Here is a 23,448-nt window from a genome sequence, read left to right on the forward strand (position 1 = left end):
GTGCCTTGGGGGAGGCCGCATGAGTGAACCTTTGAACCCGCCCGCGGAAACCGTTTTTCAGCTGGGGCGGACGAACTTCAGCACGCGGAGCGTTCCGCCCGAGGAGCGCCACGACTACTATCGTCGGGAGGTTCTGACAGCGCTGGACGCCCGCGACCCCGAGCCGGGCTTCACGGCCAACATCACCTCGCTGCGCCTGGGCCCCCACGCCTTCTATGTCACCGAGACCGGCGGCCAGACCGTGTTCCGCACGCCGGAGATGATCGCCGCCGACGGCCGCGACCACTACATCGTCCAGTTCAACATCGCCGGGTCGCACACCGGCGACTTCGACGGCGTGCCCTTCTCGTTCGGCCCGGGCGAGGTGGGGATCTGCGACCTGTCGCGGCCGATGGTCATGCACAGCACGGCGGTCAAGGTGCTGAGCACCTTCCTGCCCCGCGCCGACGTGCAGGCCGTGGCCGGCGGCGTCGAGCTGCACGGCATGGTGCTGGACGGCAACCGCGCCGGCCTGCTGATCGAGCACCTGACCGCGGTGACCCGCTGGTTCCCCCAACTGCTGCCCGAGACCCTGCCGGGCATCACCCGCGCGACCACCGAACTGCTGGGCGCCTGCCTGGCGATGGAGGCCGGACGGGCCGACTTCGGCGCGCGCGAGTCGCCGGTGCTGATGCGGGCCCGCGCCTATGTCGAGCACAACCTGCTGGAGCCCAGTCTCAACCCGGCCAAGATCAGCGAAGCCCTGGGCGTGTCGCGCTCCACCCTCTACCGCCTGTTCGAGCCGCTGGGCGGGGTGACGGCCTATATCTGGGATCGCCGCCTGCACCTGGCCCGCGCCGCCCTGCTGGACCCCAAGCGCGCCCGCCGGATCAGCGAGATCGCCTTCCAGTGCGGCTTCAGCAGCGAGGCCCACTTCAGCCGCAGCTTCCGCAAGGCGTTCAACATCCGCCCCAGCGACCTGCGCTCGCTGCAGCCCAGCCTCGGCGACGAACCCGACACCCCGTTCGCCAAGTGGACCGAGGCGGCGACGGGGGCTTAAAGAAAGAAACCCTCTCCCCTCCGGGAGAGGGTTTTCGCCTCTGCACCGAATCTGCACGGCAAACGCGCCGAGCCGCCTCGGCAATCCCGTTGACCCCGCACGCGCGGCACTGAACATGAGCGTCATGCAGCGCACGATCCTGGTCGTCGACGACGATCCCCATATCCGCCAGCTCCTGGTGTTCGCCCTGGCCAAGGTGGGCTTGCAGACCCGCGAGGCGGCCGACGGCGAGGCGGCCCTGGCCTCCGTCGCGGAACGCGCGCCGGACCTTGTGGTGCTGGACATCAACATGCCGCGCCTGGACGGGCTGGAGGTCTGCCGTCGCCTGCGGGCCCAGGGCGACCTGCCGATCCTGTTCCTGTCCTCGCGCGACGACGAGATCGACCGGGTGCTGGGCATCGAGCTGGGGGCCGACGACTATGTGGTCAAGCCGTTCAGCCCGCGGGAGGTGGTGGCCCGGGTCCAGGCGATCCTGCGGCGCACCGGCGGCAAGCCCTCGGACGCGACGCCCGCCGACGGCCTGATCGTCCGGGGCAAGCTGAGCCTGGACCCCGAGGCCTGGAGCGCGGCCTGGGCCGGCGGCGAGGTGTCGCTGACGGTCACCGAGTTCACGATCCTCAAGACCCTGGCCGCCACCCCGACCAAGGTGTTCAGCCGCGACGCCATCATCGACCGCCTGCGCGGCCCGGGCTTCGCGGTCACCGACCGCACGATCGACAGCCACGTGCGCAACCTGCGGGCCAAGTTCGCGGGCCTGGGCGGGCACGACGTGATCGAGACGCGGGCCGGGATCGGCTACCGCCTGGGCGCCTGCGCCGGCGTCGCCGGATGAGCAGCTGGCTGCGGACCTGGTGGCCGGCCCTGCGCCTGCGCACCATCCTGCTGACCGTGCTGCTGTTCGCCGCCGCCATGCCGGCCATCGGGGCGGTGTTCCTGCGCACCTACGAGAACACCCTGGTGCGCCAGACCGAGGCCGAGCTGACCTCGCAGGGCGCGGCCCTGGCCTCGGCCGCCGCCAACCTCTGGCCCGGGGCGGCGCCCGACCTGACGCCGGCCGACCCCGACGCCCGCGACGATCCGGGTTACTACCGCCCGGAATCGACCAGCATCGACCTGCGCAGCACGCCGGTGCTGCCCGAACGCCCGACCTCGGTCCCCGGCGCCAAGGCCGATCCCCAGGCGGAGGCGGCCGCCGAGGTGCTGGAGCCGATCTTCGACCAGACCAGCCGCAGCACCCTGGCCTCGATCGTCATCGTCGACCGCCACGGGGTGGTGGTGCGGGGCCTGGGGCAGGGCGGGAGTCTCGCGGCCCTGCCCGAGATCCAGGCGGCGCTGCACGGCCATTCGCGCACCGTCCTGCGGCGCAACGGGGCCTATCATCCGCGCTATTCGTTCGAGTGGCTCAGCCGCGCCTCGGCCGTGCGCCTGCATCATGCGCGGCCGGTGACGGTCAACGGCCAGGTGGTGGGCGCGCTGCTGCTGTCGCGCTCGCCCCGGGCGCTGTTTCGCGGCGTCTACCAGGACCGGGGCAAGCTGCTGATCGGGGCCGGGGCGACGATCCTGCTGCTGGTGCTGCTGTCGGGCCTGGTGTCGCGCGGCGTGACCCGGCCGATCGAGGCGCTGAGCGCGGCGACGCGGAGCGTGGCCGCCGGTCAGGGCAGCGTGCCGGAGACCCCGGCCACCGCCGCCGTCGAGATCCGCGACCTCTACCAGGACTTCCGGGTGATGGCCGACGCCATCGCCGTGCGCTCGCGCTACCTGCGCGACTTCGCCTCGGCCGTCAGCCACGAGTTCAAGACGCCCCTGGCCGGGATCACCGGCGCGGTCGAGCTGCTGGACGACCACTTCGACACCATGAGCGACGCCGAGCGCCGCCGCTTCCTCTCCAACATCTCGGCCGACAGCGCCCGGCTCTCGCATCTGGTCGGCCGGCTGATGGACCTGGCCCGGGCCGACATGGCCATGCCGCAGGCCGGCGTCGTGACGGACCTGGCCTCGCCGCTGCGCCGCGTGGTCGACGCCCAGGGCGGGCGGGGGCTGGAGGTCGTGCTGGACCTGCCCGCCGACCTGCCGCCGGCGGCCGCGCCCGAGGCGACGATCGAGGCGGTGCTGACCTCCCTGGCCGAGAACAGCCGCCAGGCGGGCGCCACGACGGTGCGGATCAGCGGCGCGGCGGTCGGCGACGAGATCGTGCTGCGCATCGCCGACGACGGCCCCGGCGTCCCGGCCGCCGACCGCGACCGCCTGTTCGAACCGTTCTTCACCAGCCGGCGGGAGACGGGCGGGACGGGGCTGGGCCTGTCGATCGCGCGGTCGCTGCTGGCGGCGAGTTCGGGGCGGATTAGGTTGGTCGAGGGCGAGGCGGGGGCGGTGTTCGAGGTGGTGGTGTTGAGGGGGTGAGGCCCCGGGACTGAAGAAGGACCGCCTACGGCCCAAGTCGGCCCCCCTCGGATGCTTGTAAGGTCCGTTCGCCATCAAGGTTTCAAGGCGCGGCCTCGCCGTTGCGGGCGGATTGGGCGTAGAGGCGCGGCCTTTGGCGTGGGATCACACCCATTTGCCCCCTACGGTCGCTTCGCGACCGTCTTCCCCCTTAGGGGGAAGAGGAGCCGCGCGCGTGTCCTCCGCCCCCTATGGGGGCGGACAGACCGCGAAGCGGTCAGGTGGGGGCAAGTGGGTGAGCCACGGGCCCCTTTCTTAAAGCCGCCCCCGCCGCCCGCCCTTGAGCTTGTCCAGCGCTCGCCGGGAGGGCTCGGCCTGCGCCGCCACGGGAGCGGCGGGCGTCGAGGCCATCAGCATCGCGCTCACATTGGCCACGCCCTGGGCGGCGTGCAGGCCGGCGGCCGCTGTTTCGGCCAGCGGCGGCTTGCCGCGGGGCGTCGGGACGATCAGGGCCACCTTGCGAGCCATGGCGGCCAGGTCGCCGATGGCCCTGGCCTTGTCGCGGGCCTGGCGGATGGCGGCGGGATCGGTGGCGGCCTCGATGGTCTTCCAGGCCGCGTCGAGGGCGGCCATCAGCTTGAGCTGGAAGGCGGCGCACCAGGTGGGGATGTCGGTGGTGGTTTGGGTCATGCCGCTAGTGTGCGGCCGTCCTGGAGGGTGGGGATCGGAAACGTGTGTTTTTGTGTAAGCGGTTGATTGGGCTGCGGTTTGTTTTGACGGGGGTGGGGATGGAGCGGCGCCCTGTGGATAACTTTTCGCCGAAAGAGAACCCTCTCCCAAAGGGAGAGGGCGGGGCCCGCGCCGAAGGCGTGGGAGGGTGAGGGGGGTGCTGAGCCAGCCGGCGTGCCGGCAGGGCGTCGGTGAAAAAACGGTGAGGGCGTCACCCCTCACCCTCCCACCGCTGCGCGGCGGGTCCCTCCCTCTCCCCTCCGGGAGAGGGTGCTTTTACGACGTCCATCCCCCGCCCAAGGCCTTGTAGATCGCCACGACGTTGGTGTTCACGCCGGTCTCCGCGACCGTGAGCGAGTCTTCGGCGGCGAGAAGGGTGCGTTCGGCGTCCAGCAGCACCAAGAAGTCGATGCCGCCCTCCTTGTACTGGATGCGGGCCAGCTCGGCGGCGCGGCGGGAGGCGGCGGCCTGGTTGGTCAGGCTGACCAGCTGGGCCTGCTGTTGGCGATAGGCGACCAGGGCGGTCTCCAGGTCCTCCAGGGCCCGCAGGACGGTCTGGTCGTAGACGGCCAGGCTGGCGTCGTTGCGGGCCTCGGCGGCCTTCAGGCGCTGGTGCGCCCCGCCCAGGTCCAGGGCCGGCCAGGTGACCGTGGGGGCCACCGACCAGGCCTGGCTGGCGGCGTTGCCGAAGCCGGAGCTCGTGCCCGACAGGAAGCCGACGAACCCGGTCACCCGCACGCGTGGGAACAGGTCGGCCGTGGCCACCCCCACCTTGGCGGTCTGGGCGGCCAGGCGCCGCTCGGCGGCCTGGACGTCGGGCCGCCGGCGCAGCAGGTCGGCGGCGTCGCCGATCGGCAGGGCGGCGATCAGCGGCGCGACCTCGGCGTCCCTGGCCACCAGGGCGGCGTCCAGCGCGCCCGGCCGCTGGCCGACCAGCACGCAGAGCCGGTAGTTGGCCCGCTTCTCGGCGGTGATCAGGGCGGGGATCACCGCCTCGGTGGCGTTCAGGCGCGCCTGGGCCGAGGCCACGTCGATCGGGCTGCCGGCCCCGGCGTTGTAGCGCACCTGGGTCAGGCGCAGAGTCTCGCGCTGGGTGTCGAGGTTGCGGTTGGCCACGGCCAGCCGGGCCTGGACCCCGCGCAGCTCGAGGTAATTCCGGGCGACTTCCGCGGCGATGGTCACCTGGGCGTCGCGCAGGTCGGCCCGCGCCGCCCCGGCCTCGGCCTTGGCCGACTCCACGCCCCGGCGGACGTGGCCGAACAGGTCGATCTCCCAGCCGGCGTCGAAGCCGGCCTGGTAGAGGTCGCTCTCGACGCGCTGGCCGTTCGACCCCGGCTGCTGCTGGTCGCTCTTGGCGTAGCCGCCGCTGGCGGTGACCCGCGGCAGCTGGTCGAGGCGGGCGTCCTTGAACAGGGCCCGGGCCTCGTCCACCCGGGCGACCGCGATGCGGATGTCGAGGTTGCCGGCCAGGGCCTGGGTGATCAGGCCGTCCAGCACCGGATCGTTGAACGCCTTCCACCACTGGGCTTCGGGATTGGCGGTCGAGAAGGCGCCGGCCGGGGCGTTTTGCAGGACCACCGGCGCGTCGACCGGGGTCTTGTAGTCCGGCCCGACGGCGCAGGCGGCGAGGAGCAGCGCCGAAACGCCGGCGACGAAGGTGAGTTTCAAAGCAGTCATGGATGACCTCAGAGGTCTCCCTTTCCCCTTGATGGGGGAAGGGTTGGGGATGGGGGTGAAAGCGGTTCCGGAGGTGGCGCGGCCGAGCCGAAGCCCGCCGGCGCTGTCACCCCCACCCCCGGCCCCTCCCCCATCGAGGGGGAGGGGGGAAGCGGCGATGCTCATCAGTGCGCCTCCACGACGGGTAGCTTGGCCGCCTTCAGGGCCGCCCGGCGGGCGGTGGCGCGGCGGATCACGAAGTAGAAGATCGGGGTCAGGATCAGGCCGAAGACCGTCACCCCCAGCATCCCCGAGAACACCGCCACGCCCATGGCGCGGCGCATCTCGGCGCCGGCCCCGTGGCTGACCACCAGGGGCGCCACGCCCATGATGAAGGCGATCGAGGTCATCAGGATCGGCCGCAGGCGCAGGCGGCAGGCTTCCAGCACTGCCTGCAGCGGCGTGTCGCCATGCTCCTCGCGCTCCTTGGCGAACTCGACGATCAGGATGGCGTTCTTGCACGCCAGTCCCACCAGCACGATCAGCCCGATCTGGGTGAAGATGTTGTTGTCGCCATGGGTCAGCAGCACGCCGGCCAGGGCCGACAGCAGGGTCATCGGCACGATCAGGATGACCACCAGCGGCAGGCTCCAGCTTTCGTACTGGGCGACCAGCACCAGGAAGGCCAGCAGTACGCAGAGCGGGAAGATGTAGATCGCCGTGTTGCCCGCCAGGATCTGCTGGTAGGTCAGCTCGGTCCACTCGTAGCCCATGCCGTTGGGCAGCTCCTGCTTGGCCAGGTCCTCCAGCGCCTTCTGGGCCTGGCCGGTCGAGTAGCCGGGGGCCGGGCCGCCGTTGATCTCGGCCGTGAGCACGCCGTTGTAGTGGCTCTCGCGGTCGGGGCTGGTGGTCTCCTTGAAGCTGACGAAGGCGCCCAGCGGGATCATCTGGCCGTCGCCGTTGCGGGTCTGCAGGCGCAGCATCTGCTCGGGCTGCATGCGGAATTTCTGGTCGGCCTGGACGTTGACCTCGTAGGTGCGGCCAAAGCGGTTGAAGTCGTTGACGTACAGCGAACCCAGATAGACCTGCATGGTCTCGAACAGGTCGGTCAGGGACACGCCCGAGGCTCGCGCCTTCTCGCGATCGATGTCGGCCTCGATCTTCGGCACGCTGACCTGGTAGGTCGAGAACACGCCGGTCAGGGCGGGGTCCTTGCGGGCCTTGTCGATCAGGTTCTGGGTCTGCTTGTTCAGCTCGTCCGGACCCAGGCCCGCGCGGTCGACGATCTGCATGCGGAAGCCGCCGATCGTGCCCAGCCCCTGCACCGAGGGCGGCGGAAAGACCGCGATCTGGGCGTCGGGGATGGCGCCGAACTTGGCGTTCAGCTGGCCGACGATGGCGTTGGCCGACAGGTCGTGGCCGGTGCGGTTCTTGAAGTCGTCCAGCGGGAAGAACACCGCGCCGGAGTTGGGGCTGTTGATGAAGCCGTTGGCCGACAGGCCGGGGAAGGCGACCGAGTGCTTGATGCCCGGCACCTTCATGGCGATGTCGCTCATCTGGCGGATCACCGCCTCGGTGCGGTCCAGCGAGGCCGCGTCGGGCAGTTGCACGACGGCGACCACATAGGCCTTGTCCTGTTGCGGCACGAAGCCGCCCGGCGTCTTGGCGAAGGCGAAGACCGTCAGGGCCAGCAGGATCCCGTAGACCACCAGGCCCGCGGTCGACTTGCCCAGGGTGCGGCCGACATTGCGGACATAGCCGTTGGACGCCTTGGCGAACACGCGGTTGAACGGGTTGAACAGCCAGCCCAGGGCCGCGTCGATGGCCTTCTGGAAACGGTCCTTGGGCGCGTCGTGGCTCTTGAGCAGCACGGCGGCCAGGGCCGGCGACAGGGTCAGGGAGTTGAAGGCCGAGATCACCGTCGAGATGGCGATGGTCAGGGCGAACTGGCGGTAGAACTGGCCCGACAGGCCGCTGATGAAGGCGGTCGGGATGAACACCGCGCACAGCACCAGGGCCGTGGAGATGATCGGTCCGGTGACCTCGCTCATGGCCTTGCGGGTGGCCGCCGCCGGTTCCAGGCCGTTGGTGATGTTGCGCTCGACGTTCTCGACCACGACGATGGCGTCGTCGACGACGATGCCGATGGCCAGCACCAGGCCGAACAGGGTCAGGGCGTTGAGGCCGAAGCCCAGCATCAGCAGCACGGCGAAGGTGCCGATCAGCGAGACGGGCACGGCGATCAGCGGAATGATCGAGGCGCGCCAGCCCTGCAGGAAGATCACCACCACGATGACCACCAGGATGATGGCCTCGATCAGGGTGTGGACCACCGAGTCGATCGACTCCTGCACGAAGGCGGTGGTGTCGTAGATGATCTCGTAGTCGACGCCCTCGGGGAACTCCTTCTTCAGCTCCTTCATCGTCTTCTTGATGTCGGCGGCCATGGCCAGGGCGTTGGAGCCCGGACGCTGGAAGATCGGCATGGCCACGGCCGACTTGTTGTCGAGCAAGGACCGCAGGGCGTAGTTGTTGGCCCCCATCTCCACGCGGGCCACGTCGCCCAGGTGGGTGATCTCGCCGTTGGCGCCCGAGCGGATGATGACCTCGCGGAACTGCTCCTCGTCGGTCAGGCGGCCGGGGGCGTTGATCGACAGCTGGAAGTCGGCGCCCACATTGGTCGGCGGGGCGCCCAGCTGGCCGGCGGCGACCTGGACGTTCTGCTCGCGCAGGGCCTTGACCACGTCGCCGGCCGTCATGTTCAGCGAGGCCAACTTTTCAGGGTCCAGCCACACCCGCATCGAGTAGCTGCCGGCCCCGAAGATCTGCACGTCGCCCACGCCGTCGACGCGCTTGAGGCGGTCGCGGACGTTCAGCTGCGCGTAGTTGCTCAGATAGAGCATGTCGTAGCGGTTGTTGGGCGAGATCATGTGCACGACCAGGGTCAGGTCGGGCGAGGCCTTGTCGGTGGTCACGCCGATGCGCTGCACCTCCTGGGGCAGTTTCGGCAGGGCCTGGGCGACGCGGTTCTGCACCTGCACCTGGGCCTTATCGAGGTCGGTCCCCAGGGCGAAGGTGACGGTCAGGATCATCGCCCCGTCGGAGGCCGACTGCGACGACTGGTAGATCATGCCCTCGACGCCGTTGATCGCCTGCTCCAGCGGCGCGGCGACGGTCTGGCCGATGACGGCGGGGTTGGCGCCCGGATAGGCGGCGCGCACGACCACGGTCGGCGGCACCACCTCGGGATATTCCGAGATCGGCAGGCGCGGCAGAGCCACCAACCCGGCGATGAAGATGATGATCGAGAGCACGGCGGCGAAGCGCGGCCGGTTCACGAAGAACTTGGAGAAATTCATGGGAGGCGTCCGGGGAGGAGGCAAGGAGGGGGCGTCGGCTGGCTCGAAGGCCAACTTTCGAGGGCAACTCTCACTCCGCTCATCCCGGCGAATGCCGGGACCCAGATGGAAGGGCGGTGTAGCTGACGCCAAAAGCGCCGAGCTGTTCCAACCCACCCCATCGCTTTGGGATCTGGGTCCCGGCATTCGCCGGGATGAGCGGATTTAAAGGGCTAGTTCTGAGAAACGCTGTTGATCATCGCGACCCTCTGGGGACCAGTTTCGAACTGCGACAGGTCGGTCGACAGGTCGGTCTTGATCGTCACCGGGCTGACCGTGTCGCCGGGCTTGACCTTCTGCAGGCCGCCGACGACCACCCGGTCGCCGGGCTTCAGGCCCGTGCGGATGATGCGCAGGTTGCCGGCCAGCGGGCCGATCTCGACCGGGCGGTACTCGGCCTTGTTGTTGGCGCCGACCACCACGACGTAGCGCTTGCCCAGGTCGGTCGCCACCGCGCGATCGGGGGTCAGGGCCACCATCGCGGAGGTGTCGCTGACCATGCGGATGCGGGCGAACAGGCCGGGGGTGAACCGGCCGTCGGCGTTGGCGAAGATCGCCCGGCCGCTGATCGTGCCGCTCTTGGCGTCCATGGCGTTGTCGATGAACTTCAGCTGGCCCTGGTGCGGATAACCGTCCTCGGTCATCAGGCCCATATAGACCGGGCTGGCCTTGCCGCGTTCGGCCGAGGCGTACTTCAGGAAGGTCTGCTCGTCGGCGTTGAAGGCGGCGTAGATCGGGGTGTCGGACACCACCGTGGTCAGCAGGTCGGACGGGGTGACCAGGTTGCCGCGGGTGATCACCGCCTTGGAGACCCGGCCGTCGATCGGCGAGACCACGCGGGTCCATTCCAGGTTCAGGCGGGCGGTCTGGTTGGCGGCTTCGGCGGCGCCGAGATTGGCCTGGGCGGCCTTTTCCTCGGCGGAGAGCCGGTCGAACTCGCTCTGGGCCAGGGCGTTCTGCTCGATCAGCCGGCGGCCGCGCTCGCGGTTGACGACGGCCAGGTTCAGCAGGGCCTTGGCGCGGGCCACCTCGGCCTCGGCGCGATTGGCCTCGGCCTGGTAGGGGCGCGGGTCGATCTGGAACAGCACCTGGCCCTTGCGGACCCGGGCGCCTTCCTCGAAGCGGGCGCCGTCGATATAGCCGCCGACGCGCGGGCGGATGTCGACGGTGTCGATGGCCTCGAGGCGGCCGGTGAAGTCGTCCCACTGGCGCAGTTCCTTGAAGGCCACGGCGGTGACGGTGACCTGGGCGGGCGGCGGGGCGGCTTCCGGCTTGGCCTGGGCGCTGCAGGCGGCCAGCACGGCCATGGCGGCCAGACCGGCGAAGGACGTGAAAACGGGGCGGAGGGACATAAAGCGTACCTGTCGGACGGAAGGTGGGCGGGGAGGAGACGCGGGTTTGTTTATTCCCAGACGGGACGCCGGGATTTCTGGCGGGCCTTGGGCGACGCGGCCCAGTCCTGACCGGACGGGCCGTCGGCGCCGGCGCCGATCAGTTTGCGAAGCGAACGGGCATGCCCGGCCGCGAAGGCGATCCAGCGCGGAGCGTTGGCGGGCGTGGCGGCGGGGTGTTGGCTCGCGCTCGGGGGCATGGCTCGCGCTCCGTTATGGGGTTAAGGATCAAATGTCGCAGTTGCTGTTGCTTGACGTGACGTCCATCTGTGACGATGTAGTCAATGTGACGATACCGTTCGGTATCATCCGCTGGGTGAGAGATACTGACCGGTAACTCTCACGTCAAGGTGAGGCGCTGTGAAAATGGCTGAGAGAAATTCTGGCGGGGGCAAGATGGACGAAATGGAGGCGCCCGCATGCGCCCCGTTGTCCAAACGTCCGGCCCGCGACCGGATCTTCGAAACAGCCCGCGAGCTGTTCTATCAGCACGGCATCCGCGCGGTGGGGGTCGAGGCGATCGCCGCCGAGGCCGACGCCACCAAGATGACGCTCTACCGCAACTTCCCGTCCAAGGACGAACTGGTCGCCGAGGTGCTGCGCGAGCAGGAGCGAGACTACTGGGCTTGGTGGGAGGAGGTCGTCGGCTGCACCTGCGGCGACCCGCGCGCGCAGCTGGAGGCGATCTTCGACGCCTTCGAGACCAAGGCCTGCAACGCCGACGTCCACGGCTGCCCGCTGTCCAACGCCGCCATCGAACTGCATGAGGCCGACCACCCGGCCCAGAAGGTGTCGGTGGCCTACAAGCAGCAGCTGCACGCCCGGCTGATCGACCTATGCAAGCGGGCCGGCGCGATCGACGACGACCTGGCCGACGGCCTGATGCTGCTGATGGAAGGCTCCTACACCGCCCGTGTCACCCTGGGCCCCAGCGGCCCGGTGCGGGTCGTGGCGCGCGCGGGCCGGGCGCTGATCAAGGCGCATCTGGACAAGCCGGACTGCTGAGGTCGCAGGGCCTCGAACGGCTCGAAGGCGCGCCGGCGCCGCCTACCTTTCCGCAGATCATCGCCATATCCCAAGCGGGGCCCGAGAAACTAAAAACGAGGCCAGGAGTTCTGGCTCGCGTCAGTTGCGTTCGAGCCGTACCGATGTCGTCAAGTTGTGAAATTGCGAGCCTATAAGATGTGTCGATGTCATTCCCTCGTAGGGCGAATGCCGATCTGACCTCGATGTTTCGGGGTCGGTTGGCGCCCCGAAAAGCCGCTCGTTCGTGCCCCCTTTGAAGCCCAAGGGAAGGGCGCTCCCAAGTCTGATTTGCGTAAGGAGCTCCTCATGGCTCTGCTGATTTCCGTCGCCCCGGCCGAGCAAGGCTGGTCCGTGCGCTCCGAGGCCCTCGAGGCCGATCTCACCTTCGAACGCGGCGGTCGCGCCGAAGCCGCCGCCCGGGACCTGGCCAGCCGCCTGGCCGCCTCCGGCCGCGCCGCCGAGGTGCGGGTGTTCCTGCGCGACGGCGCCGAGGCGGGGCGTTTCCTGCACCCGGCGCGAGCCTGGGCGAGCTGACACCGCGTTAGGACGCCCCCTCCGTCACGATGCTGCGCATCGCGCCACCTCCCCCGCTTTGCGGGTGAGGAGAAGGGCGCGGCGATATCTCCTCACCCGTGAAACGGGGGAGGTGGCATGGCGCGGCTACGCGACATGACGGAGGGGGCGTCCAGCCGGCCTCTACAGCCACCCGTTCTTCTTGAACCGCCAGTACAGCCACCCGATGACCCCGACGATCCCGACCATCACGGCGGGATAGCCCCAGGTCCACCGCAGCTCCGGCATGTGCTCGAAGTTCATGCCGTAGATCCCGGCCACCGCCGTCGGCACGGCCAGGATGGCGGCCCAGGCGGCCAGCTTGCGGGTGATGGCGCTCTGCCGCTGCTGTTCCAGCAGGGAGGCGGCTTCGAACACCGAGGTGATCACCTCGCGCAGGGCGTCGACCATGCCCTCGACCTTCTGCGTATGGTCCAGCACGTCGCGGAAATAGGGGCGGACGTCGTCGTCCAGGCAGGGCGTCTCCAGGTGCTCCAGCCGCCCGCAGACCTCGGCCATGGGCGAAAGCACCCGCTTGAAGCGGATCAGGTCGCGCCGCAGGTGGAACAGGCGCTTGACCTCGGCGTGGCTGAGGAAGCTCTCGAGCGTGCGGCGCTCGATGTCCAGCACCTCGTCCTCCAAGGCCTGGATGATCGGCAGATAGCCGTCGACCACGAAGTCGAGCACGGCGTGCAGCACGTAGTCCGAGCCCTTGGCCAGCAGGGTCGGCGAGGCCTCCAGCTGGGCGCGCAGTTCGGTGTGGGCCCGGGCCGAGCCGTGGCGGACAGTGATCAGGTGGCCCTGGCCGACGAAGATCGCCGTCTCGCCATAGGCGATCTGGGCGTCGACCAGCTGGGCGGTGCGCGCCACCACGAACAGCTCGCGGCCATAGACCTCGACCTTGGGCCGCTGGTGGGCGTTGAGCGCGTCCTCGATCGCCAGCGGATGCAGTTTGAAGCGGGTCTGCAGGCGGGCCATCTCGGCCTGGCTGGGCTCATAGAGGCCGATCCACACGAACTCGCCGGGCTTGGTGGCCAGGGCGTCGTCCTTGTCGAGACTGACCTCGCGGGTCCTGACGCCGTCCTTGTAGATATAGGCCGCGACGACGCTCATCAGGGTCCTGACTATTTGCCCCGTCCCGCGAAATGGGACGGCGAGGATTCCTTTTTAGCCAACGCTTCGGCTTTCGTCCGGTTCATGTTTAGCCTCTCGCCAACGCCGCGAACGCCGTTCATTATGGTTGCGGTAACATAGCGGATCGCCCGAAGCGGCGACGCCAAAGAATGCTTGGGGGAGATGCGAATGGGAAGCGACGCCGCGAAGCCGGTGAAGGGCGCCAAGGGCGGCCGCACCGTCGGGCGCAATGACGCCTTGGTCATCGGAGCCGCCTCGGTCGGCACCGTGTTCGAGTGGTACGACTTCTATCTCTACGGCTCGCTGGCCACCTACATCACCAAACACTTCTTCTCGGGCGTCAACGAGACGACCGGTTACATCTTCGCCCTGCTGGCCTTCGCGGCCGGCTTCGCGGTGCGGCCGTTCGGGGCCCTGGTGTTCGGGCGGCTGGGCGACCTCTGGGGCCGCAAGAACACCTTCCTGGTCACCATGCTGCTGATGGGCCTGTCGACCTTCACGGTGGGCCTGCTGCCCAGCTACGCCAGCATCGGCATCGCCGCGCCCATCGCCCTGGTGGTGATGCGCCTGGTCCAGGGCCTGGCCCTGGGCGGCGAGTACGGCGGAGCGGCCACCTATGTGGCCGAACACGCCCCGCCCGGACGGCGCGGCTTCTACACCAGCTTCATCCAGGTGACCGCCACGTTCGGCCTGTTCCTCAGCCTGGTGGTGATCCTGCTGACCCGCAACGCCACCGGCGAGGACGCCTTCCAGGCCTTCGGCTGGCGCATCCCGTTCCTGATCTCGGTGCTGCTGCTGGGCGTGTCGTTGTGGATCCGCCTGCAACTGGCCGAGAGCCCGTCGTTCCAGCGCATGGTCGACGAGGGCAAGGGCAGCAAGCAGCCCCTGGTCGACTCGTTCGCCAAGTGGGGCAACCTGAAGATCGTGCTGCTGGCCCTGGTGGGGCTGACCGCCGGCCAGGCGGTGGTCTGGTACACCGGCCAGTTCTACGCCCTGTTCTTCCTGGAGAAGATGCTCAAGGTCGACGGCGGCACGACCAATCTGCTGGTCGCCGCGGCCCTGCTGATCGGCACGCCGTTCTTCGTGTTCTTCGGCTGGCTGTCGGACAAGATCGGCCGCAAGCCGATCATCATGCTGGGCTGCATCCTGGCGGCCCTGACCTATTTCCCGCTGTTCAAGACCCTGACCACGGCGGCCAACCCGCAACTGGCGGCGGCCGTGGCCAGCGCGCCGGTCACCGTGGTGGCCGACCCGGCCGACTGCTCGTTCCAGTTCGACCCGGTGGGCAAGACGGTGTTCAACCGCTCGTGCGACCTGGCCAAGTCGTACCTGGCCAAGGCCGGCGTGACCTATTCCAACCAGGCCGCTCCGGCCGGCTCGGTGGCCCAGGTGAAGATCGGCGGGGCGACGATCGCCTCGTTCCCCGGCCAGACCCTGGACAAGGCCGCCTTCAAGGACCGCAAGACGGCCTGGGAAAAGGAGTTGGGCGCGGCGCTGAAGGCCGCCGGCTATCCGGCCAAGGCCGATCCCGCCCTGATCGACAAGCCGCTGGTGGTCGGGATCCTGGCGATCCTGGTGCTGTACGTGACCATGGTCTACGGCCCGATCGCCGCCATGCTGGTCGAGCTGTTCCCGACCAACATCCGCTACACCTCGATGAGCCTGCCCTACCACATCGGCAACGGCTGGTTCGGCGGCTTCCTGCCGACCACCGCCTTCGCCATGGTCGCGGCCACGGGCAACATCTATTACGGCCTCTGGTACCCGATCGTGGTGGCCGCGGTGACCGCCGTGGTGGGCGTCCTGTTCCTGAAGGAAACCAAGAACGTCGACATCGAGGCCTAGGGTTTTCTAACCGTTGTCATCCCGGACAGCCTCTACGAGGCTTCCGGGATGACGACCTGGTTCAGGTCTCCAACGTTCAGCGCTTTGCCGGCTTGCGGAAGCCTTGTCAGTTCCCGGCCAGCAGACTGTCGATGCGGGCGCCCTGGGTGGTCTCGCGGCGGGCGTCAAGATAGGCCGTCACCCGGTCCAGCATCTGCTCGGCCTGGTTCAGCCCGCCCAGAGCCCAGTCGATCTCGCAGACCGTCCGGTGGTCGCCGTGCAGGCGCTCGCGGGAGGAGGTCAGGGCCCTCATGGCCACCGCGTGAAGGGCGGTCATGTCACGGCAGGCCTCGGCCGCCATCCAGCCGACCGCGGCCATCCGCCGGGCCCGAATCAGGGCCGCTTCCGCGTCGCGCTGGCGATTCTCCGCCTCGCGCAATACGGCCTGCGCCCGGTGCAATTGGCGGGCTCCGCTCTCGGCGATTTGGCGCCTTTGCCGGCGTTCGCCATCGCAGGCGGCCTTCAGGTCGCGCAAGGCTTGCGTCCATCGATCCTGCTCTTGCGGGTTGCTTGGAGTCTCCGAGAGATTCCTTTTCCCGAAAATCGCCATTTCCTTCGAATTTTGACGAGCCATAGAGTCCTCCGCGACCCCGTTTCGCCATCATGTTTCTTCCGAATCTCTCGGTCTGCTATGCGGCAAGTGCCAATCGGGCATCTGTTCCTTGGGATTTTATGTATTAATGAATAATGTTAAATTAACTATACACTAAACTTGGTTATCAAGCTGGGCCATACGAAAATTTGTAATTTTCTCTGTTGTTTCGATGCTTTCTAGTGGTTTCACCTTACTTACATTGAAGAGAGGTCGTGTCATCTTCGAAGGGTGAATCGGGCGTGACGATAGGTGCGGTCGTTCTAAGGTCATGGCGCTAGCGTCATTGATCGCATCGTCTCAGCCAGGAGAGGTCCGATGGACAATGAAGGCATGAGGGAATCTCATCCTCGATCTTGGTCGAATGCTGATTGGCGGCAGGCCAGGACGAACACGTCGCGCGCCGATCTGGCCGAGGACGGCCTGGTCTCCGGAACGTTTGACGAGCAGCGGTCGTTCGGAGCGGCGCGCGCGGCGCCCGTTTCCCTAGGCCATGCGACGCTGTGTGAAACCCGCGGTCCGCACGAGGTCTGGGCTCACACCGCCGGTCGCGATCTGGCGATCACCCAGCTGACGCCCGAGCCGTGCCGCGGCCACCTGCTTCGGGCCAGCCTGGGCGACATGGGTTTCGACGCCGGGGCGTTCGACGGCGACCTTCGCGTGCGCGGGATCATGGCGCGCAAGGCCTTCAGCCTGGTTTCGGTGATGGAGCAGGAGGGCGTGCTCAACCAGTGGGGCCACCGGATCGAGGAAGGCGACATCATCGCCATCCCGCCGGGCGGAGAACTGGACGGGCGGTTCCAGGGCCACGTCGCCTACGCCGTCGTCACCGCGCCGTGGGGCCTGGTGATGCAGCGGGCCGAGGCGTTCGAATGGCTGGCCGATCCGTGCTTCTGGACCGAGCCGGCCGTCTATTCGCCGCCGCCCGAGGCCAGGGCCGCCTGCAAGCGCGTGCTGCAGGGCTGCTCCAGCCTGCTGAGGGCCATGGGGGCCGGCATTCCGGCCAGCACCGTCGCCTTCCTGCGCAACGAACTGCTGGACGGCCTGTTGACGGCCCTGTCCGAGGTCAAGGGCGAGGGCGCGCGCCGGCAGGGCGCGCTGAACGCCGCCCGCATCGTTCGCGGCGCCGAGGACTTCCTGGAAAGCGGCGGCGCCCGGCAGGCCGTGCAGATCGAGGACATCTGCCAGGCCCTGAACATCTCGCGCCGCACGCTCTACCGGGCCTTCCACGACCTGCTCGACGTCAGTCCCAAGGCCTATCTGCGGCTGAAGAACATGTCGGCGGCCCGGGCCCGGCTGCTGGACGCTGGCCGTCACCCGACCACGGTGACCCAGGTGGCGCTGGACCAGGGCTTCTGGGAGCTGGGGCGTTTCTCGGGGGCCTATCGGGCGATGTTCGGCGAGTCTCCGTCGGAGACCCTGCGCGGGGCCCAAGGCGCGGTGCAGGGCGACAGCCTTAGGCGTTGACAGCGACCGCCGACGCCGCCGACGCTTGAGGCGAGCGCGCCAGGCGCTTCCATCCAGGGCGGCGTCCATGGCTTCGCGATTCATCCGTGCCCGGGCTCGGGTCCATGTCCTCGCCGTCGAAGGCCAGGCTCGGCCCCGCGCCGCCTAGTTCGCCGCGCATGCGCAACCAACCGACCGCCGTGGTCCTGTACAACTGGCGCGGCCAGTGGCCGCTGCGCCGCTGGGAGCATCAGCGGATCTTCGCCTGGAAGACCTGTTTCCCCGGGCGGACGACGTTCCTGAACATCGGGTTTCCGTTCAATCCGACCTGGATCACCCAGCTGGATCCGGATCTGGTGATGGTCGACGCGACGGCCCTGGCCGCGCGATACACGCGCGTCGGCCTGGGCGGCCTGCGGCGGGCGATGGACGCCGTTCCGCCGCGCTCGCGCCGCGTGGCCGCGCCGCTCGACGAATTCCTCGGCCTTCAAGGCCTGCGCGATTACCTGGTCGAGGCGCGGATCGACCTGCTGCTCACCGCGCTCGATCCGCCGCTGTGGGACAGCGTCTATCCGGTCGGGCAAAGGCCCTTCGCCCTGCGGCGCTTCCTGACCAGCTATATCGATGACGGGCTGATGCGGCGGGCGTCCAGCGATCTGGCGCGGCGATCGATCGCCGTCAGCTACCGGGCCTGGGAGACGCCGGCCTGGCTGGGCGAGATGGGCCTGATCAAGCGCGAGGTCGGGCTGCGCGCGGCGGCCTGGGCCGCGGCGCGCGGCCATCGCGCCGACGTGGCGGTCGACGGTAAGCGCAAGCTGGTCGGCGACGCCTGGATCCGCCTGCTGGGCGCCAGTCGGGCGGTCGTCGGGGTCGAGGGCGGCTCGTCGCGGGTCGACCCGGCGAACGGCCTGCCGCCGGAGACCGAGATCCGCGCGATGTCGCCGCGCCACCTCGAGGCGGCGGCGACCCGGACGTTCCAGGTGCTGGTGGAGGGCGACTACAGCGGCGTCCTCGAGGCGGGGAGCCACTACCAGCCGGTTCGCCGCGACCTGTCCGACATCGACGACGCCCTCGACCACAGCCGCGATCCGCGACGGGCCCAGGCCATGGTCGACCGCGCTCACGCCGAGATCGTGACTTCGGGCCGCTACAGCTGGCGGACGGTGGTGGCCGAGATCACCGATCAGGTGCTGGCGTGAGGCGCGGGCGGGGCCTGCGGCTGTTCCTGCGGTTGCGCGATTGGGGCGCCTGGGCGGTGATCATCGTGGAGTCGCGCCTGCTCAAGGCCCCCGTGCTGAGGCGCCGGCTGGGCGCCATCGCGCGCCTGCCGTTCCTGCGGCGATGGATCGGCGTCGACTAACTCGACGTCACCGCCGCAGCAGGCGGCGCGCGAGGCTCTCGAGTCCCAGGCGGCGGACAGCCGCCCGCGCCAGCCGCCAGGCCAGGCGCGGGCGTCGCATTTCGTGGGGATTGTCGATCGCGAAGAATGGGAAGGCGGCGCGGAACTTGGCGTCGATGCGGTCGTTGGTCACTCCGCGCGGTCGGTCCGCGGCGATCTCGGCGATCCGCCGGTCGAACAGGTCGATCATCGACCCGTAGCCGTAGGCGGGATTGAGGGCGATCTCGGCATAGGCGTTGGTGATGATCTCGGCGACCCGCTCGGGGTCGCGCAGCACCGCCGCCACCTGCGCCATGTTGCCGTGGTCCTTGTCGAGCGGCACATAGTGCCGCCACGGCTCCAGCACGCCCGAATAGCGCCCGGAATAGGCGATCACCAGGGTGCGCAGGGCGATGGCCTCGAAGACCCGGGGCGAGATCTGGGCGATGTCGATCTGGTCCTCGTGATCGGCGAAGAACCGATCGCGCAGCATCTCGTAGGAGGCCTTCCTGGACAGAGCCGGGATCGGGTGGGGGCGCTCGACCAGGGCGGCGAAGCTTTCGGTGCGGGCGGCCACCGCGCCGTCGAAGTCAAAGACGCTGGCCCCGCTCTCGACGGCCAGCACGGCCTGGCAGTTGCGGATGAAATTCACCCAGTCGCGGCCGTAGAGCCGGCTGCGTTCCGACCAGGCGATATCGGTCGAAATGCCGAACCGCCGGGCGTCGCGCTTGAACAGCTTGCCGATGCGGATCTTTTCGCGGCCCAGCTCGCCATGCCAGGCCGGATAGGTCCGGCCGCGATAGCCGACCATGGTCTTGCGGCTCGCCAGCGGAACGGGCGGGTAGTGCGTCAGCGTCTGGGGCACGTAGCCGGTCAGGACCTGCTGAGTGCGCAACCGGCCGGACTTGCCGTAGATCCGATCGGCCTCCGCCGGTCCCAGGCAGGTGAAGACCAGGTCCACGCCGCAGGCCTCCAGCGCCTCGAGGGTGGCGTTCACGAAGCGGTATTCGTCCTGGATGAACACCGCCTTGGCGCCGCGGAAGGCGGCCAGGGCGCGACGCGATCGCGGGCCCACGAAGGCCTCGATCGCCAGGAACAGCGAATAGTGGATCACGACCGCGTCGAAGGCGTCCAGCTTCACGCCGTCGAAGATCTCGCCGACCCGCGACAGCACGCGGATCTCATGGCGCGAATAGCCGGCGAAGGCGTTGATGTGGTCGCAGACCGTGGCCGCGTTGGCCGGGTCGTAGTTGCAGGCCAGCAGGATGCGCAGCGGCCGCGCCCTCTCCGTCGACGAGACCGTTTCGTCCGGCGATACGTCGTGGCTCGGCAGGGGGGGGCGCGGCCGGTCGTGGCTGTCCTTCATGAGCGGGCTCCGGTCATCGCGCGCGGCGCGGCGAAGTCCTCATCGCGACCTTGGACGACAAATCGGGCGATCGTCGCGACGATCTGTTCGGCGGCGTCGCCCGCGCCATAGTCATCGATCTCACGCCGAGGCCGGTCGTCGTTCACGGTCCACAGCCGGTTCCACCCCGCGTTCACCGTCTCGCTCCATTCGGTGTCGTCGCGCAGGGTGACACAGGGCTTGCGATGAAAATAGGCTTCCTTCCGCAGGCCGCCGGAATCGGTGAGCGCCAGCGCGCAGTCGGCCAGCGGCCGCTGCATGTCGATCGGACCCAGCGGCCGTGCGAACAGCCGTGAACACCCAGGTTCTTGGCGGGTTCGGGCAGGTCCAGTTCGCGGAAGGAGCTGTCGGACAGGGCCGCGTCGTGATGCTGGTCGGTATGGACCATCACCTCGGTCAGGTCCGGCGCGCGCGATCGCGCGACTGACCGGCATGGCCTTGACGAACCGCGGCCGGGCGCCGACCACGGTCAGCAGGCGGCCTATCCCACCGGTTGTCACGCCGGCTGTCCCGACTGGATCTGTGCCAGGCGAGCGCGCACCCGCGTCACGACGCGGTCCAGACCCTCGTCCAGCGACACCTTGGGCGTCACGCCAAGCAGGTTGCGCATGCGGTCCAGACTGGGCTGCTTGGCGGCGGTCATCCGGGCGGGCAGATCGCGGAGGGCGATCAGCGACGGCGAGGCGTCCAACCGCGTCCGTAAGCCCTCGGCCAGGGCCTCGATCGGCGTCACGTCCGGATGGCCGATATTGATCACCGCGTGCTCCTCGATCCCGGCGGCCGCCTCGATGGCGCGCACGGCGTCGGAGATGTGCAGCCAGCTCCGGGCGCCGCCGCGATGCACCTCGATCGGACGTCCGCGCGCCAGGTCGTGGGCGAAGCGGATCATCGCCGAGCGGTGGTCGCCGAAGTCCTCGTTCTCGTCATAGATCATGAACGGCCGCAGGGTGACCGCGCGCAGGCCGTGCTGGGCGACCTCGTAGTCGACCAGTTGCTCGCCCAGGAGCTTGGTCAGGCCGTAGCGGTTGTTGGGCCGGGGGACGGTGGCGGCCTCGTCCATCGGCCCGTCGGTGGGGCCGTAGACTTCCGAGGTCGAGAAATAGACCAGCTTGGCGTCGGCGGCCTGGGCCAGCAGCACCACGTTGTTCAGCCCGCCCAGATTGGTGCTGACCGCCAGGCTGGAGGCCTGTTCGCAGGTCACCCGGCTGACCACGGCGGCCAGGGCGAAGATCACGTCCGGCTTCCAGCGCAGGGTCGGCATCAGGTCGGCCGGCTGGTTGATGTCGACCTGCAGATAGTCCTTGCGCCAGCCGGGCTTGATGTCGGCGCACAGCACCTCCCAGCCCTGGGCGCGCAGGTGCGCCGCCAGGGGCTTGCCGATATTGCCTTCCGATCCGATGACCAGGGCCCGCTTCATCCGACGCTCGCTGACTGTTCTTCACTTTGGTCGTCTTTGGGGGCCTCGCCGAAGCCCGACGGGTTGATCGTCCGCCGCAGACCCTCGGCGCGCTCGGCGTAGCGGTCGCCGATGCGGGGGCAGGCCATGTCCTGGCCCAGCACCGCGCCCGGCTCGACCGCCGCCGAGGGGCGGACCCAGGCGGCTGAACGGTCCGATGACGACGCGGCGCTCATCTCAGGCCTTCACGATCTTTCCGGGCCTCATCCAGGTCGAAGCCGATCACCCGAAAGCCGGCCGGGCAAACGGCGTCCGAGATCGCAAGACCGACATAGCCCATGCCGACCAAGCCGATCACGGCTTCAGGCTGCGGGATCTTTCGGGTGAGGATTTGAAAGTTCGACGTCTGACCGTCGTCGCCACGCAATGGAAACGCCGGAACGTGGACGTTCATTGGCCCCTCGCGCGGCGGGCGTTCTTGTTTGAGTTCAATGCGCCCCTCGACATGGCGGGATGGTACGCGTTGGTCGGCTTCGCGAAAAGGGTGTTTGTCTCGGGTATATTTGCCGTTCTCTGCGCGACGTTCGCCCTATTCTTGCCGATAAAGATCATATCTACTTTCTAGTCGGAAGTGTTCGAACGGTGTTATGTGAGGTCTCGCAAGATGAGCGCTGCGATCCGACTAGGTCCGAAGCTGATCGGAGCAACGGTTCAACTGGAATTGAACCCGTTCCAGCACCCGCTGCGCGCGAACGCCTTCTTCAATGCCCGTAAAGGGGGCGTCTCTGGTCTGGCGGCATCGGATGAAATGGCGGGTTTCTCTGGTCAAAGGCGGTTCGGCGAGCAGATCGACGAAGCGCGGTTCGCTTCCCGCGGCGACCGGCCCGGTCTCGGTCGGGGGGGCACGGCCTGGTCGCGCCGCATCAGTTTTTCCGGTCAGGGTCTCGGCCTCGGCCGGCGCGGCGATGATCATCGCGTCCAGGCCAGCGTCGTCCAGGGCCTGGGCCAGGGGGAGGGCGGGAACGCTCCAGGCCGCGGCCTCGCGCGCGGCGGCGGCCGCGTCGGTGTCGATCACCGCGCCCAGCACGCCAAGCTCCGCGCAGGTCCGGATCAGGTTCCGCCCCCAGGCGCCGCAGCCGACCACGGCGATCCGGGTCAAGCCGCGCTCCATGGCGTCGAGGACGGGGCGGGCCAACGCAGGGTCAGGTGGGTGTCGTTCGCCGCCGTCATGACGAAGCCCAGCCGGTGATAGAGCCGCTGGGCCGCGAGGTTGTCGCTGGCCACCTGCAGCATCACCGGCGTTCCGGCGGCGGCGGCCTCGTCCATCAGCGCCCGCAGGATCGCACCGCCGATCCCCTGGCCGCGCCGCTCGGGGACCACGGCGATGTCGACCAGACGCAGGACGTCGGTTCCGCGATCGGTGGCCAACCGCCCGACGGGCGCCGCGTCGACCGTGACGATCTCGAGCCGGGCCTGGGGATAGGCGGCGCGATAGCCCTGGGTCTGGGCGTGGAACTGCTGCTCCATGATCTTGGTCAGCATCTCGGCGGGCAAGGGGATCTGGTCCCAGCCCGGACCGCGCGAGGCGCGGAACAGCGCCAGGCGGAAGGGCGCGTCGGCCTCGACCTCGGGGCGCAGGGCGAAGGATGGCGATGCGACGGGCTCTTCCCGTTCAGGTGGAGAGGTCGTCATAATGGCCGTGCTTCGATTCTGACCCGGGGAACATCATGGCCGCCGAATTCGTCGTCCCGACCGCCGACTCCTTCACCCCGCACGTGGGCGCGTCGTTCCGGGTCGAAGGCGGCGGTCAAGTCCTGTCGCTGAACGAGATCGAGCTGTTCAAGCCCGAGCCGGGGCACGGGCGACCGGACTTCCAGCCCTTCGTGCTGATCTTCAGCGGCCCCCCCGGCGATGTGCTCGCCGAGGGAATGCACACGATGAAGGTCGAGGACGGAACCGCCTACGACCTGTACCTGATCCCGATCCACACGCCCGAGCCCGGGCGGCAGAACTATCAGGCGCTGTTCAACTGACGCCACGCCA

At 68.9% G+C, this 23,448-nt stretch carries 24 protein-coding genes; 10 read left to right on the forward strand and 14 right to left on the reverse strand.

The genetic code is table 11. From position 1 onward, the window contains the following. Positions 1–19: 19 nt before the first annotated feature. From ASD38_RS17295 to ASD38_RS17305, 3 genes are all read left to right on the forward strand, one after another. Positions 20–1,039, forward strand: a complete 1,020-nt coding sequence (locus tag ASD38_RS17295; RefSeq protein ID WP_056439630.1) for a helix-turn-helix domain-containing protein — start codon at positions 20–22, stop codon at positions 1,037–1,039. A 124-nt stretch (positions 1,040–1,163) separates the two neighbouring features. Further along, a complete protein-coding gene (locus ASD38_RS17300) occupies positions 1,164–1,871 on the forward strand; it encodes a response regulator transcription factor (protein WP_056439632.1) in 708 nt (235 codons plus the stop codon). Then, complete coding sequence (locus ASD38_RS17305) at positions 1,868–3,439, forward strand: sensor histidine kinase (RefSeq protein ID WP_056461899.1); 1,572 nt, start codon at positions 1,868–1,870, stop codon at positions 3,437–3,439. The genes ASD38_RS17300 and ASD38_RS17305 overlap by 4 nt, the downstream gene beginning before the upstream one ends. A 294-nt stretch (positions 3,440–3,733) precedes the next feature. On the opposite strand, the gene ASD38_RS17310 is transcribed toward ASD38_RS17305, so the two are convergent. From ASD38_RS17310 to ASD38_RS17330, 5 genes are all read right to left on the reverse strand, one after another. Further along, the gene (locus ASD38_RS17310; RefSeq protein WP_056439638.1) at positions 3,734–4,108 is read right to left on the reverse strand and encodes a hypothetical protein; all 375 of its coding nucleotides are present in this window, start codon (positions 4,106–4,108) and stop codon (positions 3,734–3,736) included. 315 nt (positions 4,109–4,423) lie between these two features. Beyond that, the gene (locus ASD38_RS17315; protein WP_056439640.1) at positions 4,424–5,824 is read right to left on the reverse strand and encodes an efflux transporter outer membrane subunit; all 1,401 of its coding nucleotides are present in this window, start codon (positions 5,822–5,824) and stop codon (positions 4,424–4,426) included. A 164-nt stretch (positions 5,825–5,988) separates the two neighbouring features. Beyond that, on the reverse strand, positions 5,989–9,162 hold the full coding sequence (locus tag ASD38_RS17320) for an efflux RND transporter permease subunit (RefSeq protein WP_056461902.1): 3,174 nt from the start codon (positions 9,160–9,162) through the stop codon (positions 5,989–5,991). A gap of 212 nt (positions 9,163–9,374) precedes the next feature. After that, positions 9,375–10,553, reverse strand: a complete 1,179-nt coding sequence (locus tag ASD38_RS17325; RefSeq protein WP_056439646.1) for an efflux RND transporter periplasmic adaptor subunit — start codon at positions 10,551–10,553, stop codon at positions 9,375–9,377. Positions 10,554–10,603: 50 nt separating this feature from the next. Further along, entirely contained in the window at positions 10,604–10,792 is a 189-nt protein-coding gene (locus tag ASD38_RS17330; RefSeq protein WP_056439651.1) for a hypothetical protein, read from the reverse strand. A gap of 166 nt (positions 10,793–10,958) precedes the next feature. Between ASD38_RS17330 and ASD38_RS17335 the strand changes: the two genes are divergently transcribed. Then, positions 10,959–11,597 carry a TetR/AcrR family transcriptional regulator gene (locus tag ASD38_RS17335; RefSeq protein WP_056439654.1) on the forward strand — a complete coding sequence of 213 codons (639 nt, stop codon included), beginning with the start codon at positions 10,959–10,961 and terminating at the stop codon, positions 11,595–11,597. Between the two features lie 327 nt (positions 11,598–11,924). Then, positions 11,925–12,152: a hypothetical protein gene (locus tag ASD38_RS17340; protein WP_056439657.1), complete on the forward strand. Its 228-nt coding sequence runs from the start codon at positions 11,925–11,927 to the stop codon at positions 12,150–12,152. Between the two features lie 162 nt (positions 12,153–12,314). Here the strand turns inward: ASD38_RS17340 and corA are convergent, their stop codons facing one another. After that, positions 12,315–13,283, reverse strand: coding sequence for a magnesium/cobalt transporter CorA (corA, locus tag ASD38_RS17345; protein WP_056439661.1), 969 nt, complete (start codon positions 13,281–13,283; stop codon positions 12,315–12,317). Positions 13,284–13,472: 189 nt separating this feature from the next. Between corA and ASD38_RS17350 the strand changes: the two genes are divergently transcribed. Beyond that, complete coding sequence (locus ASD38_RS17350) at positions 13,473–15,149, forward strand: MFS transporter (protein ID WP_056439663.1); 1,677 nt, start codon at positions 13,473–13,475, stop codon at positions 15,147–15,149. 106 nt (positions 15,150–15,255) lie between these two features. Here ASD38_RS17350 and ASD38_RS17355 read toward each other — a convergent pair whose 3' ends face one another. Next, the gene (locus tag ASD38_RS17355; protein ID WP_235523867.1) at positions 15,256–15,588 is read right to left on the reverse strand and encodes a hypothetical protein; all 333 of its coding nucleotides are present in this window, start codon (positions 15,586–15,588) and stop codon (positions 15,256–15,258) included. Positions 15,589–16,113: 525 nt separating this feature from the next. Between ASD38_RS17355 and ASD38_RS17360 the strand changes: the two genes are divergently transcribed. The 3 genes from ASD38_RS17360 (at position 16,114) to ASD38_RS23990 (ending at position 18,586) form a co-directional block, all read left to right on the forward strand. Then, the gene (locus tag ASD38_RS17360) at positions 16,114–17,247 is read left to right on the forward strand and encodes a helix-turn-helix domain-containing protein (protein ID WP_235523868.1); all 1,134 of its coding nucleotides are present in this window, start codon (positions 16,114–16,116) and stop codon (positions 17,245–17,247) included. Between the two features lie 158 nt (positions 17,248–17,405). Further along, complete coding sequence (locus ASD38_RS17365) at positions 17,406–18,425, forward strand: hypothetical protein (RefSeq protein WP_056439672.1); 1,020 nt, start codon at positions 17,406–17,408, stop codon at positions 18,423–18,425. After that, entirely contained in the window at positions 18,422–18,586 is a 165-nt protein-coding gene (locus ASD38_RS23990) for a hypothetical protein (RefSeq protein ID WP_156390750.1), read from the forward strand. The genes ASD38_RS17365 and ASD38_RS23990 overlap by 4 nt, the downstream gene beginning before the upstream one ends. Positions 18,587–18,593: 7 nt before the next feature. Here ASD38_RS23990 and ASD38_RS17370 read toward each other — a convergent pair whose 3' ends face one another. The 7 genes from ASD38_RS17370 to ASD38_RS17405 form a co-directional block, all read right to left on the reverse strand. Beyond that, positions 18,594–19,970 (reverse strand): hypothetical protein, encoded by a 1,377-nt coding sequence (locus ASD38_RS17370; RefSeq protein ID WP_056461907.1) that lies wholly within the window; start codon positions 19,968–19,970, stop codon positions 18,594–18,596. Next, a complete protein-coding gene (locus ASD38_RS24940; RefSeq protein ID WP_268761011.1) occupies positions 19,967–20,443 on the reverse strand; it encodes a UDP-N-acetylglucosamine 2-epimerase in 477 nt (158 codons plus the stop codon). Before ASD38_RS24940 ends, ASD38_RS17370 begins: the two co-directional genes overlap by 4 nt. A gap of 62 nt (positions 20,444–20,505) precedes the next feature. Further along, positions 20,506–21,426, reverse strand: a complete 921-nt coding sequence (locus ASD38_RS17380) for an NAD-dependent epimerase/dehydratase family protein (RefSeq protein WP_056439678.1) — start codon at positions 21,424–21,426, stop codon at positions 20,506–20,508. Then, positions 21,423–21,641 carry a hypothetical protein gene (locus tag ASD38_RS17385; RefSeq protein ID WP_056439680.1) on the reverse strand — a complete coding sequence of 73 codons (219 nt, stop codon included), beginning with the start codon at positions 21,639–21,641 and terminating at the stop codon, positions 21,423–21,425. The genes ASD38_RS17380 and ASD38_RS17385 overlap by 4 nt, the downstream gene beginning before the upstream one ends. Further along, the gene (locus ASD38_RS17390; RefSeq protein WP_056461911.1) at positions 21,638–21,859 is read right to left on the reverse strand and encodes a hypothetical protein; all 222 of its coding nucleotides are present in this window, start codon (positions 21,857–21,859) and stop codon (positions 21,638–21,640) included. Before ASD38_RS17390 ends, ASD38_RS17385 begins: the two co-directional genes overlap by 4 nt. Before the next feature lie 228 nt (positions 21,860–22,087). Further along, positions 22,088–22,564 carry a hypothetical protein gene (locus ASD38_RS17400; RefSeq protein WP_235523869.1) on the reverse strand — a complete coding sequence of 159 codons (477 nt, stop codon included), beginning with the start codon at positions 22,562–22,564 and terminating at the stop codon, positions 22,088–22,090. After that, on the reverse strand, positions 22,561–23,097 hold the full coding sequence (locus ASD38_RS17405) for a GNAT family N-acetyltransferase (RefSeq protein ID WP_056461918.1): 537 nt from the start codon (positions 23,095–23,097) through the stop codon (positions 22,561–22,563). The genes ASD38_RS17400 and ASD38_RS17405 overlap by 4 nt, the downstream gene beginning before the upstream one ends. 35 nt (positions 23,098–23,132) lie before the next feature. On the opposite strand from ASD38_RS17405, the gene ASD38_RS17410 reads away from it, so the two are divergent. Beyond that, complete coding sequence (locus ASD38_RS17410; protein ID WP_056439695.1) at positions 23,133–23,438, forward strand: DUF6916 family protein; 306 nt, start codon at positions 23,133–23,135, stop codon at positions 23,436–23,438. Positions 23,439–23,448: the final 10 nt, after the last annotated feature.

The sequence above is a fragment of the Caulobacter sp. Root487D2Y genome (assembly GCF_001427165.1).
GTDB lineage: Bacteria > Pseudomonadota > Alphaproteobacteria > Caulobacterales > Caulobacteraceae > Caulobacter.

Bases quoted from the DNA above. Each gene is read 5' to 3' on its own strand.
- ASD38_RS17315 (WP_056439640.1), bottom strand. From the start codon at position 5,824: ATGACTGCTTTGAAACTCACCTTCGTCGCCGGCGTTTCGGCGCTGCTC.
- ASD38_RS17380 (WP_056439678.1), bottom strand. From the start codon at position 21,426: ATGAAGCGGGCCCTGGTCATCGGATCGGAAGGCAATATCGGCAAGCCC.
- ASD38_RS24940 (WP_268761011.1), bottom strand. From the start codon at position 20,443: ATGCCGGTCAGTCGCGCGATCGCGCGCGCCGGACCTGACCGAGGTGAT.
- ASD38_RS17310 (WP_056439638.1), bottom strand. From the start codon at position 4,108: ATGACCCAAACCACCACCGACATCCCCACCTGGTGCGCCGCCTTCCAG.
- ASD38_RS17295 (WP_056439630.1), top strand. From the start codon at position 20: ATGAGTGAACCTTTGAACCCGCCCGCGGAAACCGTTTTTCAGCTGGGG.
- ASD38_RS17325 (WP_056439646.1), bottom strand. From the start codon at position 10,553: ATGTCCCTCCGCCCCGTTTTCACGTCCTTCGCCGGTCTGGCCGCCATG.
- ASD38_RS17320 (WP_056461902.1), bottom strand. From the start codon at position 9,162: ATGAATTTCTCCAAGTTCTTCGTGAACCGGCCGCGCTTCGCCGCCGTG.
- ASD38_RS17360 (WP_235523868.1), top strand. From the start codon at position 16,114: ATGAGGGAATCTCATCCTCGATCTTGGTCGAATGCTGATTGGCGGCAG.
- corA (WP_056439661.1), bottom strand. From the start codon at position 13,283: ATGAGCGTCGTCGCGGCCTATATCTACAAGGACGGCGTCAGGACCCGC.
- ASD38_RS17305 (WP_056461899.1), top strand. From the start codon at position 1,868: ATGAGCAGCTGGCTGCGGACCTGGTGGCCGGCCCTGCGCCTGCGCACC.
- ASD38_RS17335 (WP_056439654.1), top strand. From the start codon at position 10,959: ATGGCTGAGAGAAATTCTGGCGGGGGCAAGATGGACGAAATGGAGGCG.
- ASD38_RS17390 (WP_056461911.1), bottom strand. From the start codon at position 21,859: ATGAACGTCCACGTTCCGGCGTTTCCATTGCGTGGCGACGACGGTCAG.
- ASD38_RS17365 (WP_056439672.1), top strand. From the start codon at position 17,406: ATGCGCAACCAACCGACCGCCGTGGTCCTGTACAACTGGCGCGGCCAG.
- ASD38_RS17410 (WP_056439695.1), top strand. From the start codon at position 23,133: ATGGCCGCCGAATTCGTCGTCCCGACCGCCGACTCCTTCACCCCGCAC.
- ASD38_RS17370 (WP_056461907.1), bottom strand. From the start codon at position 19,970: ATGAAGGACAGCCACGACCGGCCGCGCCCCCCCCTGCCGAGCCACGAC.
- ASD38_RS17300 (WP_056439632.1), top strand. From the start codon at position 1,164: ATGCAGCGCACGATCCTGGTCGTCGACGACGATCCCCATATCCGCCAG.
- ASD38_RS17405 (WP_056461918.1), bottom strand. From the start codon at position 23,097: ATGACGACCTCTCCACCTGAACGGGAAGAGCCCGTCGCATCGCCATCC.
- ASD38_RS17330 (WP_056439651.1), bottom strand. From the start codon at position 10,792: ATGCCCCCGAGCGCGAGCCAACACCCCGCCGCCACGCCCGCCAACGCT.
- ASD38_RS17350 (WP_056439663.1), top strand. From the start codon at position 13,473: ATGGGAAGCGACGCCGCGAAGCCGGTGAAGGGCGCCAAGGGCGGCCGC.
- ASD38_RS17340 (WP_056439657.1), top strand. From the start codon at position 11,925: ATGGCTCTGCTGATTTCCGTCGCCCCGGCCGAGCAAGGCTGGTCCGTG.
- ASD38_RS17385 (WP_056439680.1), bottom strand. From the start codon at position 21,641: ATGAGCGCCGCGTCGTCATCGGACCGTTCAGCCGCCTGGGTCCGCCCC.